We start from the raw sequence: 18,585 nt of genomic DNA, 5'->3' as shown, positions 1-18,585 counted from the left end.
GGATGTACCGTTCAACCGGGCAAGGCTTTGCCCAAACCATGTATTCGCGACAACTACTTGGAGGTGGATTACTATTAGCAAAGACATGTATGTAAACGAAGGCATTCGCGCACGTGAACTTCGATTAATCGATCACAATGGTGACCAGCTTGGTGTAAAGACACGTAATGAAGCGCTAGAAATCGCCGCTCGTGTAAACTTGGATCTTGTCCTTGTGGCCCCTCAAGCCAAGCCGCCAGTCGCTCGTATCATGGACTATGGTAAATTTAAGTTTGAACAGCAAAAGAAAGACCGTGAAATTCGTAAAAATCAAAAAGTCATCGTAATGAAAGAGGTTCGTCTGAGCCCGACAATCGATGAACATGATTTCCAAACGAAGCTACGTAATGCGATTAAATTCCTTGAAAAAGGCGATAAAGTAAAATGTAGCCTACGTTTCAAAGGTCGTGCGATTACACACAAAGATATTGGTCAACGTGTGTTAGATCGTTTTGCTGAAGCTTGTGCTGAAGTATCAACGGTAGAACAAAAACCGAAGATGGAAGGCCGAAGCATGTTCTTAGTTCTTCAACCAAAGAACGAGAAATAATATTAGACGAACAGTTTAGGAGGAATTCGACATGCCAAAAATGAAAACTCACCGTGGAGCTGCGAAACGTTTCAAAAAAACGGGTTCAGGTAAATTAAAATATGACCGTGCTTATGGAAGCCACTTATTCGCAAACAAATCTACGAAACAAAAACGTCACTTACGTAAAGCAAACATCGTTTCATCTGGTGACTTCAAACGCATCAAATCTTTACTTGTTTACATGAAATAATTGACTACAAAAATACTAACATTCATTTTTTAATGAAAAGCAGGAGGTAATTCATATGCCACGCGTAAAAGGCGGAACAGTGACGCGCAAACGTCGTAAAAAAGTATTAAAATTAGCTAAAGGTTACTATGGTTCAAAACATACATTATATAAAGTTGCTAACCAAGCAGTAATGAAGTCAGGTCAATATGCATACCGTGACCGTCGTCAGAAAAAACGTGATTTCCGTAAATTATGGATCACTCGTATCAACGCAGCTGCTCGTATGAACGGTCTTTCTTACAGCCGTTTAATGCACGGTTTAAAAGTTGCTGGTATCGAAGTTAACCGTAAAATGTTAGCTGACCTTGCTGTAACTGATGCTGCTGCATTCACTCAATTAGCAGACGCTGCTAAAAAAGCAGTAGCTAAATAATATTTGACTCAGTTAAATATTATTTCTGCACCGAAAGCGAATGCGATAGGTGAAGAAAAAGACTGATGGATTTTTCCATCAGTCTTTTTTGTGTTAGATTAATCATATACGTTTTTTTGATAAAGGAGTAGAAAATGGGACAAGCAGTATTAGCTTATATGAGTATTATATCGATTGTGTTGCTCATTTTAATGGGGATGGACAAATCGCGTGCTAAAAAGCATGAATGGCGTATTGCAGAGCGTACTTTGTTCACACTAGCCATCGTAGGAGGGGCAGTAGGTGGAGTGCTTGGCATGTATTTATTCCGTCACAAAACACGCCATAATAGTTTTGCCTTTGGATTTCCTCTACTGGCAGCCATCCAAATTTTTATTATCGTACAGCTTTGGATATAAATAAAAACATTTTAAAACACACATCCTCATCAAGAGGATGTGTTACGCATAAGCTGTTCAATGGGCTGCTTCCAATTGATTTTCGCACTTGGATAATTCAATAGTATTTCTTGCTGTAAATATTCAAAGTCGCCTTTTGTAAAGCCCTGCAATGTTGCAGTATCACGTGCGCCGACAAAAATAGTGACAACCTCGAAGGCATCCTCTGTTGTACCTAAGTATTTTTCGCCTTCAAAAAGAGCACCCTTATAGGAAATAAAGAAATTTTTCCGGACATTTTTAACGTCATCATAAAAGTAATATTGGCCTTTTTCATAGGCTTCGTCAAGTTTGCGTTTAGGATCAGTTATATAACGAATCGCTTTATAAAATACATAAATAATAAGCGCTATTACAGCAAGTCGAATTAGTAACGGCAACATGTTTAAATTTCCCCCTTGAAGAAAGGTTATTCTTTCCTATACGATTGGGGAGGTCAAATAGTTTCACTTTTATTTAAATATTTTTTAGAAATTTAGGAGAAAAAAATGAATATACAACAATTGTTTATGATGCAAAAAGAGCTGGATGATTTCATTGAGCAAACTCAAAATATTCAGCAAGATGTATTTCAAGAAAAAGGACTAGCATTATTGGTAGAGCTAGCTGAGCTAGCCAATGAAACGCGCTGCTTTAAATTTTGGAGTACAAAAGGGCCTTCAGCACGAGAAGTCATTCTAGAAGAATATGTGGATTCTATTCATTTTATCCTTTCCTTAGGCTTATTAAAGAACTATACAACCATCGAAAAATGGCCTGTGATAGAAGAACAGAGACATTTAACAGCAACATTTATAGAGACACAAAGTGCTATTTTAGCTTTTATCGAGCAACCGACAGAGGATCGATATCTAGCAATTTGGCAATGCTATGGTTTACTTGCATACAATCTTGGTTTTACTTTCGAAGATGTAGTTCATGCTTATATTGAAAAAAACCAAGAAAATTATAATCGTCAGCGTACAGGATATTAAATAATTAAGAAATACACCAATTTTCAGACGATTAAGCTAGGAATATTTCGGTAAACGAAGTATAATAAAATAGATATAAGAAGTAGGAGGCAAAAGAATGACACAACTAGATCCAACATTACAAATGTTTAAAGATTTAACAGATGCAAATGGTATTGCAGGTAATGAACGTGCACCGCGTGAGGTCATGAAAAAATATATTGCACCGTATGCAGATACTGTAGAAACAGATAACCTAGGTAGTGTAATCGCTAAAAAAGTAGGCGATGAAAACGGACCTAAAATCGTCGTGGCAGGACATTTAGATGAAGTAGGTTTCATGGTTACACAAATTGATGACAAAGGCTTTATCAAATTCCAAACAGTAGGTGGCTGGTGGAGCCAAGTTATGCTGGCACAGCGCGTGACAATTACAACACGTAAAGGTGATGAAGTAATAGGGGTTATCGGTTCAAAGCCACCTCATATTTTACCTGCTGATGTCCGCAATAAAGTAGTAGACATTAAAGATATGTTTATTGATATTGGTGCAGCTTCTAAAGATGAAGTGCTTGAATGGGGCGTACGTCCTGGCGATATGGTAACACCATATTTCGAGTTTAATGTTATGAAAAATGAAAAATATTTATTGGCCAAAGCTTGGGATAATCGTATTGGTTGTGCCATTGCTATTGATGTAATGAAAGCTTTACAAAATGAAAAACACCCTAATATTCTTTACTCTGTAGGAAATGTGCAAGAAGAAGTTGGACTTCGTGGTGCTAAAACAGCTACACATAAAATCCAACCGGATATTGGATTTGCCGTTGATGTGGGTGTAGCAGGAGATACTCCAGGAGTAACAGCTAAAGAATCAACGAGTAAAATGGGTGCAGGTCCTCAAATCGTTGTGTATGATGCATCTATGGTTTCACACCGTGGCTTACGTGAATTCGTATTAGACGTAGCAGACGAAAACAATATTCCATACCAATTTGAGGCAATGGCTGGCGGCGGTACAGATGCTGGCTCCATCCATGTAACAGCAAATGGTGTACCAGCATTATCCATCGGTATTGCGACACGTTATATCCATTCACATGCAGGTATCCTACATCGTGATGATTATGATAACGCTGTTAAATTAATGGTTGAAGTCATTAAAAAATTAGACCGTGATGCAGTCAATAAAATTACATTCGACTGATTGAATGGAGAGTAAATAGATAAACAGTAGTTTTGCCTTCTAACTAAAATGTTAGAAGGCTTTTTTGTTAATGAAAAAAGATAGTAGACATATCGCACAAAATTAACATAATAGTTATCATAATAATCATAAGTACATATTATTTGCACAATAAAAAATGAAACGAAAATACTATATTTGAAAATTATTTTTATATGGTATAATTTCCTATAAAAGGAGTGGATTTATTTGGGAATTAAAAAAACAATCAAGTTTATATTATGTTTATCTATTAGTTTATGCATTCTAAATTATCCAAGTATTTCATTTGCTGAAACACTTGATACTAATAGTTCTAGTGTAAAAAGCAAATCTGACATTGATACGGGTATAGCAAACTTGAACTACAACAACAGGGAAGTACTAGCAGTGAATGGTGACAGAGTTGATAGCTTTGTTCCAAAAGAAGGGCTTAACTCCAATGATAAATTTATAGTGGTGGAGCGCAATAAGAAATCACTGACAACTTCACCAGTGGATATATCAATTATTGATTCGATGGCGAATCGTACATATCCAGGAGCCCTACAACTTGCCAACCAAGCTTTTGTAGACAATCAACCCAACTTATTGGTGGCTAAAAGAAAACCCCTAAATATTAGCATTGATTTACCTGGTATGAAAAGAGAAAATACTTTGACTGTTGATAATCCAACATATGGTAATGTATCTGGAGCCGTGGATGAGTTAGTATCTACTTGGAGCGAGAAATATTCCTCTACACATACTTTACCTGCAAGACTACAATATTCAGAATCAATGGTTTATAGCAAATCTCAAATAGCAAGCGCTTTGAATGTAAACGCCCAAGTTCTCGACAATTCACTGGGAATTGACTTTAATGCGATTGCGAATGGAGAGAAAAAAGTGATGGTTGCCGCATATAAACAAATTTTTTATACGGTAAGTGCAGAACTGCCTAACAATCCATCAGATCTTTTCGATGATAGTGTTGATTTTGCAGAGCTAACTCGTAAAGGGGTAAGCAATGATGCTCCTCCTGTAATGGTGTCGAATGTAGCTTATGGTAGAACAATTTATGTGAAATTAGAAACAAGCTCTAAGAGTAAGGATGTACAAGCAGCATTTAAAGCATTACTGAAGAATGTTAACACGAATGTAGAAACTAGTGCACAATACAAGGATATTTTTGAGGAAAGTTCCTTTACGGCTGTAGTATTAGGCGGAGATTCACAAAAGCATAATCAAATTGTCTCAAAGGACTTTAATGATATTAGAGAAGTCATTAAAGATAATGGAGAATTTAGTCTTAAAAATCCAGCTTATCCAATTTCCTATACAAGTGTTTTCTTAAAGGATCATTCAATTGCTGCTGTTCATAATAATACAGATTATATTGAGACGACAGCTACAGAATATTCTAAAGGCAAGATCATCCTTGATCATTATGGTGCATACGTTGCTCAATTTGAAATAGCATGGGATGAATTTTCCTATGATGAGAATGGAAATGAAGTATTAACTCATAAAACGTGGGATGGAAACTGGAGAGATAAAACAGCTCATTTTTCTACAGTCATACCGCTTCCGGCTAATTCGAAAAATATAAGAATTTATGCAAGAGAATGTACAGGTCTTGCTTGGGAATGGTGGAGAACGGTTATTGATGAATATAATGTTCCATTGTCTAATGAAATCAAAGTCTCCATTGGAGGAACTACATTATACCCAACAGGCAGTATCGAGTAAGTAGCCGTATATAAAGATAAAGAATTTTTACCTCCTAACAAATTATTGTTAGGAGGTTTTTACGTTTTCAAGTTCTTTCAATAACTGCCCCATGTTCCTTCTTTATTCATACCCCTTTCTATAATTAAACTACAAAGGATTCAATCTTAAAAAATGTTATTATGCATAAATATTCAATATGACGAATTTTTGTCACATTTAATATTTATCGAAAAAAAATTATAAAAATTCAGTTGATTTTATATTTATGCATGATATACTGATTTCAACAGCAATGAAACAAGGAGCGAAGGCCATGAAATTACTCGAAGAAGTACAGCTAAAGTTAGTTTCTAGTTTAAAAGGAAAAGACCTATTAACGTTGCTTGACTATACAAGTCAAGAAGTTAAAGAACTTATTGAATTAGCAACTCAGCTTAAAATGATTACCAAAGAGGGGAAATGTCCAAGATTACTAGAAGGCAAAACACTTGGTATGATCTTTGAAAAACATTCAACGCGTACTCGTATTTCCTTTGAAGTTGGTATGAATCAGCTAGGTGGAAAAAGTATGTTTATGCATGCACGTGACTTACAAATAGGCCGTGGTGAATCCATTTACGATACAGCACATGTCTTATCAGGCTATTTGGATGGGATTATGATCCGAGCAAATTCCCACGCAATGGTGAAGGAACTAGCAGAGCATGCGGCTATTCCCGTCATCAATGGATTAACAGATATTTATCATCCATGCCAAGCTTTAGCGGACTTAGAAACAATTGCAGAAAACAAAGGTTTTTTAAAGGGACTTAAAATTGCCTATGTAGGAGATGGCAACAATGTAGCACATTCTTTAATAGTGGCTTCAGCACATGTTGGGATGAATGTAGCTGTGGCGACACCAGCAGGCTATGAATGTGATGCGGAAGTGATCGCTAACGCACAAGCAATTGCCGCGGCAAATGGCAGTACAATTATGGTGACACATGACCCTGTGGAAGCTGTATTACAGGCAGATGTTGTTTATGCAGATGTTTGGACTTCGATGGGCCAAGAGGAAGAAGCAGCAAAACGTTTGCAAGATTTTGCAGATTACCAAATCAATGATGAGCTTGTAGCATATGCGAAACCGAACTACATGTTCCTGCATTGCTTGCCAGCACATCGTGAGGAAGAAGTGGCAACATCTGTTATTGATGGCCCTAATTCTTACATTTTTGAGCAAGCTGAGAACAGACTTCATGCACAGAAAGCAGTTCTTGCATCAATTCTAGCGTAAGATTTGAACTATACTTTTCGAGTTGAAAAGTACAATAAATAGAGTTTATATGCGCAACAGAGGGTGCCCATATGAATAACCTACAAGTGGCTGACAGACAGAGGGATGATCACCACGCGCGATGCTTGTTGTCAAGATGGATGGCTACATCGCTACATAGTCAAGTAACCTGGGAGACGCTGGGTTACTTTTTTCTTTTGTATGGAGTGATAGAGGACTAAAAACTAAGTTTTCCTATAAAGTATAGAGAATATAAAAAATTATTTATATAATAGATTTAAATAAGGAGTGAAGGGATGGAACTCACATGAATATAGACCATATAGAGGCTTTTTTATATGTTGTCCATTACAAGAGTACGCATAAGGCAGCCAACGCTTTGTTTCTTTCTCAACCGACGGTGACTGCACGTATCAAATCATTGGAGAGGGAGCTAGGGGTTGAATTATTTTATCGAGAGGGACGAAGTGTAACCTTATCAGATAAAGGCAAAGATTTCTTACCTTTCGCCACTCAAATCGTGCAAACATTTCAGCAAGGAAAGAAGCAATTGGAAAAGACACAGGAAACAGACGATGTATGTATTGGTGCAAATGGCGTAACAGCTCAGTATTTTTTAGCGGATGCGTTACCTAAATGGAAAGAACAATTTCCTAATTTGCGTTTTCAATTGGTGACAGGCTCAACAGCTATGCTATTAGAAAAATTGGAGAGTCACCAAATACATGTAGCTTTCATTCAGTATGTGCACAGAGAAGGAATATTCAACGAGTTATTATTAAAAAATGCAGTGAAACTTGTGAAGCATTGTGAACATCCTTTACGACAATATGAATGCATCGAGGCGAAAGAATTGGCACAACAGAAAATGGTGTTTTTTGAGTGTGGAGCGTTTGATTGGAATTATGTGCATAAAATGTTCGAGGTAGAGGGTGTAGCAGCCAATATAGAGGTTCGAACAGATCATTTAGAAATCGCTAAGGCCTTCATTCGCACAAAAAACTATATTAGCTTTTTACCACAGCTTTGTGTCAAAAATGAGCTTGAAAGCGGCGAATTTGTTGAGGTAGATGTGAAGCATTTACTGGATATGAATCAACATATATTCCTAACTTATAAAAATAAAGATACATTGATTTCAGATTTTTGGGAGACAATTTGTCATACAGCGAAGGATTTTGAAAGGGGACAAATGATGGAGTGATAAAATTTTTTATGTAGCCGATAAATTTTTTCTATTACTTAACCTATTGCATATTGTCTGAATGAACTGTAATATCATTCTCAATCCAAATTTATTTATGAATGATCGTAAATAAATATTTTTTTAACTCGAAAACATACTTAACCACTATGTTTAGTAAAAAATAAAAATAAGGAGGAATTGATATGGCTAGACAAGACAAAATTCGTTTGGGAGCAATTATTCACGGAGTAGGTGGTAATATTTCAAGCTGGCGTCATCCAAAGGTAGCGAGCAATCAAAGTGTCAACTTGCCTTTTTATATTCAGCAGGCTCAAAAAGCAGAGGAAGGGAAATTTGATGTTGCTTTTATTGCGGACGGCTTATTTATTAATGAAAAATCGATTCCTCATTTTTTAAATCGTTTTGAGCCTATTACGATATTATCGGCATTAGCATTAGCAACCAATAATATAGGGCTAGTTGGAACGGTATCGACATCCTATAGCGAACCATTCACAGTGGCACGTCAATTTGCCTCTTTAGATCATATTAGTGCAGGGCGTGCAGGCTGGAATGTGGTAACTACTCCTTTAGAAAGTACAGCTTTGAACTACAATAAAACAATAGATCAACATCCTAGTCATGCAGAACGTTATCAAATCGCCGAAGAATATTTAGAGGTTGTTAAAGGATTATGGGACTCCTGGGAAGATGATGCATTTATTGCAGATGTCGAAAATGACCAATTTTTTGATCCAGAAAAATTACACACGTTACATCATAAAGGGCAGTATTTTTCAGTCCAAGGTCCACTAAATATTGGGCGAACAAGGCAAGGCCAGCCAGTTATATTCCAAGCGGGTGCATCTGATGCTGGGATTCGATTGGCTGCTAAGGATGCAGATGCCATTTTTACACATGGGACATCTATAGAAGAATCACAAAAGTTTTATAAAAGAGTAAAGACTGAGGTTGCAGCATTTAAGCGAAATCCAGATGAAGTAAAGATTTTTCCGGGTATTTCTCCAATCATTGGCGATACAGTAGAGGAGGCAGAGGCAAAGTATCAGGAAATCGTTGAATTAGTTTCCATTGACCGTGCTTTGGCTTATCTTGGTCGTTACTTCGATCATCATGATTTTACACAGTATGATGTGAATGCGCCGTTTCCAGAGCTGGGAGAAATTGGGTCAAATAGCTTTAGAAGTACGACTGATTATATTAAACGCTATGCTAAGCAGGAGGGGCTTACATTACGTCAAGTTGCTTTACGTGAGGCGACTCCGAAAACGGCATTTTTTGGGACGGCAGAGCAAGTGGCTGATCTTGTACAGGAATGGTTTGAGCAGGAGGCAGCAGATGGCTTCATAATCGGTGTAACGGTACCAGGTGCCTTAGAGGATTTTGTTGATAAAGTAGTACCGATATTACAAGCTAGAGGGCTTTATCGAGAAGACTATGAAGCTGATACATTGCGTGGAAATTTAGGATTGCCATTTAAGAAAAGTAGGTATATCAAACAGTCTGTTTAAAAACCTAGTAAATTTATTTGAATAAGTGAAATTAAGGAGGCTGTGTATGAGTTATACATTAGGCATATTAGATCAAAGTCCAATTATGGATGGAGCTACAAATGAGCAAACATTACAAAAAACTGTCGCATTGGCACAGAATGCAGAGCAGTTAGGCTACTCTCGTTTTTGGGTATCGGAACATCATCATTCGGATGCACTAGCAGGGTCATCTCCCGAAGTATTAGTGTCCTATTTACTTGCAAAAACCGCATCTATTCGTATTGGTTCTGGAGGAGTCATGCTCCAGCATTACAGTCCATACAAAGTAGCTGAAAATTTTCATGTCCTTTCATCCTTAGAGCCGGGGCGTGTTGATTTAGGTGTTGGGAAGGCACCAGGTGGTTTACCGCTTTCTACAAAAGCCTTACAATATGGCACGCTCAATCAAGGCGAGGATTTTGAAAAGAGACTCACATTTTTACAGCAATTAATTGAACAAAATGTACCTACGGATCATGATCTTCATGGTGTGCAAGCCACACCTATCCCAAAAGTAAGTCCGGCACTATTCTTATTAGGGGCAAGTCCACAAAGTGCAGAACTTGCTGGAAGACTTGGTATTGCATTCGTCTTTGCACGATTTATTAATAGTGACAATGAATTACTAGCACAGGCGTCTAGTATTTATCGTGAACATCATCCTAAAGGCCACTTTGTGGTCTCAATCGCAGCTGTTGCAGCACCTACAAATAAAGAAGCAAAGGGACTGATAGAAGACCAAAAAATTACAAAAGTTCATTTAGCAAGCGGTAGGACGTTGACTCTACAATCCGTAGAGCTAGCAGAAAAATTTGGGCAGGAGTCTGGAGAGGAATATACGGTCAAACAATATGATGCGGATATTGTTTATGGATCACCAGAAGAAATTAAAAATCTACTTGATCATTTTCACGTTCAATACCAAATAGATGAGTTCATTTTGCACACGCCTGTACGAAAGGAATTTGAACGGCAACGCTCCTTTGAACTTTTAAGTCCTATTCATTTAAAGTTGCAGCAACAAGTAACAGTAAGATAAGGAGGAAAAATAATGAGTGTGACTAGAGATATAATTGTTTGGTCAAAGCAGGGATGCAGCTATTGCGATGATATAAAAGCGTATTTACAAGAACAGCACCTTCCTTATAAAACGGTAGATGTAACAAATCATGATTCATTTAGAGATATTCTTGACTTAAAATATGGTGTTCGTTACGTGCCCATTGTAGAAATTGGCTCGAGAGAAAGTGGTGTCTATAGAGCCATAACAGAAATTGGTTTAGAACACGTAAAGAATGCACTTGCCGTGAGCTTACCCTCACAAACATAGAAGAAGGAGAGGAAATTATATGAAAAAAATATTATTTTATATGCTACTTTTGCTGACGGCGCTTTTAACAGCATGTGTAGAAAAATCGGACGGAGATTCGAATGAACAAAAAACAGCGCAAGGAGGAGAAGATGTCCAAAAAATTATCGTTGGTACAGGTACACAGTTTCCAAATATTTGTTTTATCGATGAAAAAGGCAACTTAACCGGCTATGATGTGGAGCTAGTTCGAGCAATTGATGAAAAGTTACCTGAGTATGAATTTGACTTGAAAACAATGGAATTTTCAAATTTATTACTAAGTTTAGAAACAAGAAAAATAGATTTCATCGCCCATCAAATGGAAGTTAATAGTGAACGAGAGGAAAAGTTTTTATTTAATAAAGAACCGTATAATGTTTTCCCATTAAAGGTGACAGTAAATGAAAAAAATAATGAGATCCAATCTATTGAAGATTTGAAAGGGAAAAACGTAAGTGTTTCGCCAACAAGTAACTCCGCTGTCTTTCTTGAAAAATATAATAAGGACCATCATTTAGGCGCGAATATCGTGTATTCTTCAGGTTCAGTCGATGTCAATAATCAACTAGCAAGTGGCCGTATTGATGCCATTATTACGACACCCTTTGCCGTGAAATACTATAACGAAAGCAATGAAGCACAGCAAAAGGTTGTTGGGGATGCATTATTAAATTCGAAGGTTTATTTCTTATTAAATAAGGATGAGGTGAAGTTACAAGAGCGTTTAGATGAGGCTATTGTTGAGCTGAAGAAAGAGGGGGTTATTAGCAAACTAAGTAAGAAATGGTTAGGTGATGATTATACAGTAGACTTCTAACAATCAAGGAAGGAAGAAAGAGGCATGGATAATAATCTTGATTTTGTACTCATTGCGAAAGTACTTCCAACATTGCTTCAGTATTTACCAGTAACTGCAGAAATACTAGTGTTCTCCATAATTTTTGGTATAGTGCTAGGAATTATGCTAGCAATACCAAAGCTTTTAAACGTAGCGCTATTAAAGCAAATTATTACAATTTATATTTCATTTATTCGTGGCACACCAATCTTAGTGCAATTGTTTTTAGTGTTTTATGGAGTACCAGCACTCCTAAAGCTCATTCATATTGATGTTACTCGATTGGATGCTATGTATTTTGTCATTATTACGTATACACTGAGCAATGCGGCAGCCTTTGCTGAAATATTTCGTGCAGCCATATTAACTGTTGATCGTGGGCAAATAGAAGCAGCCTTTTCCGTGGGCTTAAACGGGCCTCAAGCCTTTTTGCGAATTGTTTTCCCTCAAGCAATCCGCGTTGCTTTTCCAAATATAGCGAACACCATGATTAGTTCATTAAAAGATACCTCACTCGCTTTTTCTATAGGTGTAATGGATATGGTTGGGCGAGGAGAGACTTTAATTGCGTCCACAACACGGGCTTTTGAAATATATGTGGCATTATCGATCGTTTACTTTGCGATTGTCATAATTCTTGAAAAAATATTCAAATTCAATGAACGTTATTTCAATCGCTATATGCCAAAAGAAGTTGAAACTTATTAGGGGGATGTGCTATGACCATTGATATTGTATTTGTGATGGAGGCTTTACGAGAAATTAGTAAAGTAATACCGCTAACACTATTCATGACATTTACCCCAGTTTTTTTGGGTATTGTAATTGGAATTATGGTAGCCTTTGTACGGATAAAACAAATAAGATTTTTGACGCCCTTCTTAAATTTTTATGTTTCCTTTTTCAGAGGCACACCTATTATTATGCATATCATGCTTGTTTATTTTGGATTACCCATGCTAGTGGATGGTGTGGTAAATACTTTTCACTTATCATTTCAATCTAGTTCAATTCCTATATTATTTTTTGTAATACTTGCACTCACATTCAGTGCAGGGGCATATGCATCGGAAATTATTCGCTCTGGTATTTTAAGTGTCCCCAAAGGGCAATTAGAAGCGGCATATGCAATAGGTTTAACATTTACACAAGCAATGCGACGTTATGTTTTACCACAAGCATTTGGTAAGTCAATTCCTAACTTTACTAATGTCTTTATTGGTTTTTTACATGCCACATCATTAGCTTTTTTTCTGTCCATCAAAGAATTGACAGGAGTGGCGAACATTGTTGCTTCTGTGAACTTGAAATTTTTAGAGGCTTTCATTGCGGTTGGTATCATTTATTGGGGGATTTCGATTATTACAGAATCGATCTCACATCGTATTGAAAAAAGAGTAATGGCCTATAGTAAAAGTGGGCTTTAGTTGAAAGGGGAAAATATATGACAACAGCGGAAATTGTTATTGAACATTTACAAGAGGAAGAGTATGCAGATTATCGTAAGGTTTTAGTAGAAAGCTATGGGCAATATGAAAAGGATTATAAGGACCCAGAGCAATGGGCGTCCTATTTAAATGATATTCGAGCATCCGTTGGCAATCCAAACGCCCAAACTATTCTAATAGCAAGGAGAGGGGATGAGATTTTAGGGGGACTGCAATTATTTACCGATGCAGAGAGAGCATATGGGCTGCCAGAGCTTAATATACAATCGACCATCGTTCGTTTATTGGGGGTTCATCCAAAAGGAAGAGGGCAGGGAGTTGCTAAGAAATTATTGCATGAAAGCTTTGCCTTTGCAAGAAAGAGACAGGATCAGGCACTATACTTGCATTCAGGAGATATTATGCAGGCTGCTATTAATCTTTATTTATCTTTAGGTTTTGTAAGAGACGAGTCAAAGGAATTTTATAAGGGAGATATATTAGTAAAGAGCTTCCGCTATGATTTATAAATAAAAACCGCTGATTGTTGGAATCGGCGGTTTGTTTATGGTTATAGGGAGAAGACTTTCCCGGGATTCATTATGTTAAGGGGGTCAAGTGCTATCTTAATACTTTTCATCACTGCAAGAGAGGTACCATGTTCAGTAGCTTGATATTTCATCTTACCAATGCCAACACCATGTTCTCCTGTACATGTGCCACCTCGAAGCAGAGCATATTGAACAATTTGCTCGTTGAAGCGATCGGCTTTTGTCTGCTCCTCCGCATCATCGGGGTTTAACATTAATAGCGCATGAAAGTTACCGTCTCCTACATGCCCGACAATTCCTCCTACTAATCCCACATTATTTAGCTGCTCCCTTGCATATAAAATGGTTTCGGCAAGCATGGAAATAGGAACACAAACATCTGTTGACATAAGCTTTTTACCAGGATGAGCATGCATATAGGCATAGGCCAATGAATGGCGTGCTTCCCAAAGTTTATTACGTCCAGCATTATCCTGTTCAAATTCAACAGATAGGCAATGAAAATCCTTAAAAATTTCTGTGGCAAATGCTATATCTGCATGCATACCTGCCTCATTACCCTGGAACTCTAAAAATAGTGTCGGCTTTTCGTTAAAGGATATGTCATGATAAGTATTGACTTGTTGAATGGAGGCTTCATCAACTAACTCCACCCGACCAACCATTATTCCTGTTTGTAATAATGCAGTGACGGAACTGACAGCATCGCCCACTGTATTAAAAACAGCCCGTCCTGCGGTCACAAATTCAGGTATTCCATATACTTTCAGTGTAAGCTCAGTAAAGCAACCAAGCGTACCTTCTGAGCCAACGAATAAACCGTTTAAATGATAGCCAGAAGAGGACTTCGCTGCTAAATTTCCAGTATGAATCACAGAGCCATCTGCCAATACTACCTCTAAATCACGAACTTGATCGCGCATAACACCGTAGCGAACAGCAGTAGTGCCACTAGCATTAGTAGCTGCCATACCACCTAGTGTGGCATCAGCACCCGGGTCCACTGTAAATTGTAGCCCATGCTTTTTTAATTCTTTATTCAATTGTGAACGTGTGACGCCTGGCTGTACTTTTACAAGAAGGTCTTCAGGTCTAACTTCTAAAATAGCATTCATTTCAGAGAAATCGATTGAAATACCATTTGCAATGGGAATTGCATTTCCTTCTAGACTTGAGCCAACACCGAATGGTACAACCGGAACACGTTGTGCATGCGCGACTTTTAAGATGGCACTGACATCAGCGGTGGAACGTGGAAAAACAACGATATCAGGTAAGCTCATCGCATGATGGGATTCATCCTTACCATGTAGCTGTCGTACCGTTTCGTTTGTTGACACTTGCTCTTCTAATAATACCTGTTTGAGTTGATTGACAATAAATTCTACTACAACAGTCATTCCAATCCCTCCAAATTTTCTGATAAGTAAAACATTATCATGCATTTATTGGAAAGGGAATGCATTGCTTATAAAAAATCAGTTTGCAAATGCTTTTTCTAACTTTTGAACGAATGCTTCTTGTTCAGTAGAGCTTGATTGCTTCCACCATTTTTCAAAAAATACCCCAAGTCCTGGGAGTAAATGCTCTTCTCCACGGCTAATGGCATCTTCAACAATATCTTTAATTTCTGCTGCAGATTGACCGTGTACATTGGCTGTAATCGCATCTCTAATTTGAAAATTCATCTATTTCGCCTCCTTAATAGTAATTTGTCCAAGTATCGTTTTAATATGTACGAAATACCAAAGAAAATAGTTCAATTTTACAAAAACAAGGTGTAATTATGATGAATACTGCTAGTAATTTGAATCATATTGAGCGATTAAATGATAAAAGTGAACATTCGATTTTTATATATATCCATTTTAAGATAACATCACCTAGGAATATCGGACTGTGCATAGTTGACAGGAAGAGACAAATGACTATCCATAACAATCGAAAGCCCACAACTACCCAATCATTTGAGGAAATATTGGAAAGTGTGCAACCGATGATTAGTTCTATTCTTACAAACTTTAGAATTTATAAAGATTATGATTATTATCGCCAAGTAGCGACTATTGCTGTTTGGAGGGCATGGTTAAAAGCAGATCCAGCAAAAGGACAATTATCTGGTTATATTTATTCCAACATAAAAGGAGAAATATTAAATGAATTAATAAAGGAAAAAAACTATTTAGAGAAAATAGCAACAGTTGATGATGAAACACTTGATTTTCTTCGTAGTGAGTTCGAGCGAGAGGAATATAACCATCCACAAAGTTCCAACTTTCTAGAGAATTTGATAGGACAGTTAAAACAGGTAGAAAGAAGCATCTTATATTTATATTATGTAGAAGATCGCAGTGATCAAGACATCGCTAATATACTAGGTTTTTCCGTAGCAGCCAGTAAAAAAAGAAGGGAAAGAATCATTAAGAAGTTAAGAAATAAGGATTCTAGAGTGGAAAAAAAGCAATAATATATCAAAAGTATGCTAATATTGTAACAAAATGAATATTAGCATGCTTCTCTTGCCTGCATACAAATTACGATAAAAGTGTTATGATTTGTAAGTAGTCAAAGAAAAATACAATTTTACATAAATTATTCAGTTGCAGTAGTTAAAAATACCTAGTGATTTTACATAGTAGTATGGAGGGTTTGTGTTGGGCAAATGGTTTAATCAGATCGATAAAAAAGAGGTTTGGTACATGGTATTACCATTACTACTGGTCATACCATTATTAATTTTTAGCAATCAAGTATATGATGTTTTTCAAGGTGAAATTTATACAAATTTAAAATTGATTATACAAGTATTGATTATTGTGTTTACAATGGCAATAGCCATACAATCCTATTTAGTATTTTCTCACTTACTATCCAATCAGACTTTATACATAGGAAATGTGTTTTTTATTTTAGCATTACTTGAATTAGTAAGTTTATTTTTTAGCCATAACCATTATATTAAATGGGACTATATAGATGGCACTTTACATATCTTAATACGTTTTTACTTATCACTTGGTTTTTTATTCATTATTTTATATCCTAAAAAACAATTAACAATAAAGTATAGAATCCTTAGTTATAGCGGTTCTCTACTTTTTGTTATAGCAAGTATTCTCCTAGTTTTTATTTCACCAAAATTTTTGCCAGTACAATGGATAGATCCTATTGATAATATGGTACACCTATTTTCTATTGTTCTTCAACTGATCACAATAAATATTATTAGTAGGTTTTTTAAGAAAATGCCAAAGCGTTCCATGTGGCTCATCAGTGCGGCTATATCGCTTATTGTAAGTGATACGCTTTTTATAATAAGCCAAGATACACATGCTATTTGGGATTTCTCCGCCCTTATTTATCAATTTTTAGCATTTTACTTTTTCTTAAAGGCAATTTATTATACATCGGTTGAAAAGCCGTTTCAACAACTGTTGAAAATCAAAAAAGATCTTGAACAATCACAACGGGAGCTTCAATTTCAAGCCTATCATGATGATATTACACTATTGCCAAATGAGCATTTATTACTTAAAACATTAAAGGAAAAATTACATGAAAACGAACTTCAAAAGGCAATCATTGCGATAGAAATTGATCGGTTTGCAGCCATTCGTTCTTCCATAGGAATCAGTCATTCTAATAAAATGATGAAGTTAGTGGCAGACCGTATTCAAACGATTTTACCACCGCACTATTTTGCGACCAAACTACAAGAGGGCCAATTTGTCATTTACATTCACCATGTAAAGACTGTTGAGGAGCTATTACAATTTTGCTTAAATCTAAAAAGTGCCATGAAAAAACCTTTACAGGTACAATTATTTTCGTTAAATGGCAATTTGAATATGGGAATTGCCCTACAAGAGGAAAAGTGGTCGGGGGAAGAGCTATTGATGCATGCCCAACTAGCCATGCGAGAGTCTAGACAAATACCTCAAAGATTTCTTTTTTATAAGCCATACATGTCTAAAGGAATTGCAGATCGTATATTGCTTGAGCAAGATTTACATAATGCATTAGCCAATAATGAATTTTATTTAGATTATCAACCACAGGTAAATTTAAAGAGTGGTGCGATTGAATCTGTTGAAGCATTAGTACGCTGGCGACATCCAAGTCGGGGGTTTGTGTCACCTGAATTATTTATTCCGATTGCTGAAGAATGTGGTCTTATTATTCCTCTTGGAAAATGGATATTAGAAACAGCCTGTCAGCAAGCGAAACAATGGGAGGAACAAGGGTTACCTCCAATCAAAGTAGCTGTTAATCTTTCACTTGGACAATTATTTCAACAGGATTTAGTTGAAATGGTGGCTGGAATATTACAACATTCAAAATTGGATGCTCATTATCTACAATTAGAAATTACAGAAAGTATGACAATGAATATTGATCAAATGACACAGCTACTGCATGAATTAAAGGCGCTTGGCATTCAAATAGCAGTAGATGATTTTGGAACAGGATATTCATCTTTATCCTATTTAAAGGATTTTCCAATAGATTGTCTAAAAATTGACCGCACTTTTATTAGAAATGTTCCACATAATCCAAATGATGAAGCACTTGTATCGATGATTATTTCGATGGCCAAGCATTTACGCTTGAAGGTTGTGGCGGAGGGGATTGAAGAGGTTGAACAGCTTTCGTTTCTGATGGAAGGTGGATGTGATTATATTCAAGGTTACTTATTTAGTAAACCGATTTCACCTCAGCAAATTTCGGAAACCTTTCATGATTTGCACCACCATGTAAATGACGTCTTGATGCAGCTTCAATATAAAGAAAATTATAGTGTGTAAGCAATGCAAAGAACCTGCATAGTGATGAAGC

General features: G+C 36.6%; 21 protein-coding genes. 18 read left to right on the top strand and 3 right to left on the bottom strand.

The window, feature by feature from the left end:
• Window positions 1-85: 85 nt before the first annotated feature.
• The 4 genes from infC (at window position 86) to ACE1MS_RS16640 (ending at window position 1,634) form a co-directional block, all read left to right on the top strand.
• On the top strand, window positions 86-589 hold the full coding sequence (gene infC, locus ACE1MS_RS16655) for a translation initiation factor IF-3 (RefSeq protein WP_012295602.1): 504 nt from the start codon (window positions 86-88) through the stop codon (window positions 587-589).
• 31 nt (window positions 590-620) lie between these two features.
• A complete protein-coding gene (gene rpmI, locus ACE1MS_RS16650; protein WP_004226312.1) occupies window positions 621-821 on the top strand; it encodes a 50S ribosomal protein L35 in 201 nt (66 codons plus the stop codon).
• 55 nt (window positions 822-876) lie between these two features.
• Window positions 877-1,236: a 50S ribosomal protein L20 gene (rplT, locus tag ACE1MS_RS16645; RefSeq protein WP_004226314.1), complete on the top strand. Its 360-nt coding sequence runs from the start codon at window positions 877-879 to the stop codon at window positions 1,234-1,236.
• A gap of 134 nt (window positions 1,237-1,370) precedes the next feature.
• Complete coding sequence (locus tag ACE1MS_RS16640) at window positions 1,371-1,634, top strand: DUF1294 domain-containing protein (protein ID WP_012295601.1); 264 nt, start codon at window positions 1,371-1,373, stop codon at window positions 1,632-1,634.
• A 29-nt stretch (window positions 1,635-1,663) separates the two neighbouring features.
• On the opposite strand, the gene ACE1MS_RS16635 is transcribed toward ACE1MS_RS16640, so the two are convergent.
• Window positions 1,664-2,056 (bottom strand): hypothetical protein, encoded by a 393-nt coding sequence (locus ACE1MS_RS16635; protein WP_008179260.1) that lies wholly within the window; start codon window positions 2,054-2,056, stop codon window positions 1,664-1,666.
• Window positions 2,057-2,161: 105 nt separating this feature from the next.
• On the opposite strand from ACE1MS_RS16635, the gene ACE1MS_RS16630 reads away from it, so the two are divergent.
• The 12 genes from ACE1MS_RS16630 (at window position 2,162) to ACE1MS_RS16575 (ending at window position 13,728) form a co-directional block, all read left to right on the top strand.
• The gene (locus ACE1MS_RS16630; RefSeq protein ID WP_031416425.1) at window positions 2,162-2,647 is read left to right on the top strand and encodes a dUTP diphosphatase; all 486 of its coding nucleotides are present in this window, start codon (window positions 2,162-2,164) and stop codon (window positions 2,645-2,647) included.
• 97 nt (window positions 2,648-2,744) lie between these two features.
• Window positions 2,745-3,833 (top strand): M42 family metallopeptidase, encoded by a 1,089-nt coding sequence (locus ACE1MS_RS16625; protein ID WP_008179256.1) that lies wholly within the window; start codon window positions 2,745-2,747, stop codon window positions 3,831-3,833.
• 228 nt (window positions 3,834-4,061) lie between these two features.
• Window positions 4,062-5,582, top strand: a complete 1,521-nt coding sequence (locus ACE1MS_RS16620) for a thiol-activated cytolysin family protein (protein ID WP_012295599.1) — start codon at window positions 4,062-4,064, stop codon at window positions 5,580-5,582.
• 295 nt (window positions 5,583-5,877) lie between these two features.
• A complete protein-coding gene (gene argF / locus ACE1MS_RS16615; RefSeq protein WP_031416420.1) occupies window positions 5,878-6,843 on the top strand; it encodes an ornithine carbamoyltransferase in 966 nt (321 codons plus the stop codon).
• A gap of 307 nt (window positions 6,844-7,150) precedes the next feature.
• On the top strand, window positions 7,151-8,047 hold the full coding sequence (locus ACE1MS_RS16610; RefSeq protein ID WP_447402491.1) for a LysR substrate-binding domain-containing protein: 897 nt from the start codon (window positions 7,151-7,153) through the stop codon (window positions 8,045-8,047).
• A 185-nt stretch (window positions 8,048-8,232) separates the two neighbouring features.
• Window positions 8,233-9,561, top strand: a complete 1,329-nt coding sequence (locus tag ACE1MS_RS16605) for an LLM class flavin-dependent oxidoreductase (protein ID WP_012295596.1) — start codon at window positions 8,233-8,235, stop codon at window positions 9,559-9,561.
• A 46-nt stretch (window positions 9,562-9,607) separates the two neighbouring features.
• On the top strand, window positions 9,608-10,621 hold the full coding sequence (locus ACE1MS_RS16600) for an LLM class flavin-dependent oxidoreductase (RefSeq protein WP_012295595.1): 1,014 nt from the start codon (window positions 9,608-9,610) through the stop codon (window positions 10,619-10,621).
• 12 nt (window positions 10,622-10,633) lie between these two features.
• Entirely contained in the window at window positions 10,634-10,912 is a 279-nt protein-coding gene (locus tag ACE1MS_RS16595; protein WP_012295594.1) for a glutaredoxin family protein, read from the top strand.
• Between the two features lie 19 nt (window positions 10,913-10,931).
• Window positions 10,932-11,750, top strand: a complete 819-nt coding sequence (locus tag ACE1MS_RS16590; RefSeq protein WP_012295593.1) for a transporter substrate-binding domain-containing protein — start codon at window positions 10,932-10,934, stop codon at window positions 11,748-11,750.
• Window positions 11,751-11,774: 24 nt separating this feature from the next.
• Complete coding sequence (locus tag ACE1MS_RS16585; RefSeq protein ID WP_031416417.1) at window positions 11,775-12,479, top strand: amino acid ABC transporter permease; 705 nt, start codon at window positions 11,775-11,777, stop codon at window positions 12,477-12,479.
• A gap of 11 nt (window positions 12,480-12,490) precedes the next feature.
• Entirely contained in the window at window positions 12,491-13,198 is a 708-nt protein-coding gene (locus ACE1MS_RS16580; RefSeq protein ID WP_036217391.1) for an amino acid ABC transporter permease, read from the top strand.
• A 17-nt stretch (window positions 13,199-13,215) separates the two neighbouring features.
• The gene (locus tag ACE1MS_RS16575; protein WP_447402490.1) at window positions 13,216-13,728 is read left to right on the top strand and encodes a GNAT family N-acetyltransferase; all 513 of its coding nucleotides are present in this window, start codon (window positions 13,216-13,218) and stop codon (window positions 13,726-13,728) included.
• 41 nt (window positions 13,729-13,769) lie between these two features.
• Here the strand turns inward: ACE1MS_RS16575 and ACE1MS_RS16570 are convergent, their stop codons facing one another.
• Entirely contained in the window at window positions 13,770-15,149 is a 1,380-nt protein-coding gene (locus ACE1MS_RS16570; protein WP_031416415.1) for an FAD-binding oxidoreductase, read from the bottom strand.
• Between the two features lie 78 nt (window positions 15,150-15,227).
• Window positions 15,228-15,437, bottom strand: coding sequence for a small acid-soluble spore protein SspI (gene sspI / locus ACE1MS_RS16565; RefSeq protein ID WP_008179231.1), 210 nt, complete (start codon window positions 15,435-15,437; stop codon window positions 15,228-15,230).
• Window positions 15,438-15,673: 236 nt separating this feature from the next.
• Between sspI and ACE1MS_RS16560 the strand changes: the two genes are divergently transcribed.
• On the top strand, window positions 15,674-16,216 hold the full coding sequence (locus ACE1MS_RS16560) for an RNA polymerase sigma factor (protein ID WP_012295588.1): 543 nt from the start codon (window positions 15,674-15,676) through the stop codon (window positions 16,214-16,216).
• 187 nt (window positions 16,217-16,403) lie between these two features.
• Window positions 16,404-18,554, top strand: a complete 2,151-nt coding sequence (locus tag ACE1MS_RS16555) for a bifunctional diguanylate cyclase/phosphodiesterase (RefSeq protein WP_447402489.1) — start codon at window positions 16,404-16,406, stop codon at window positions 18,552-18,554.
• The last annotated feature ends 31 nt before the right edge of the window (window positions 18,555-18,585 follow it).

This window comes from Lysinibacillus sp. fkY74-1 (assembly GCF_053165895.1).
This window is presented reverse-complemented; position numbering and strand designations above follow the sequence as displayed.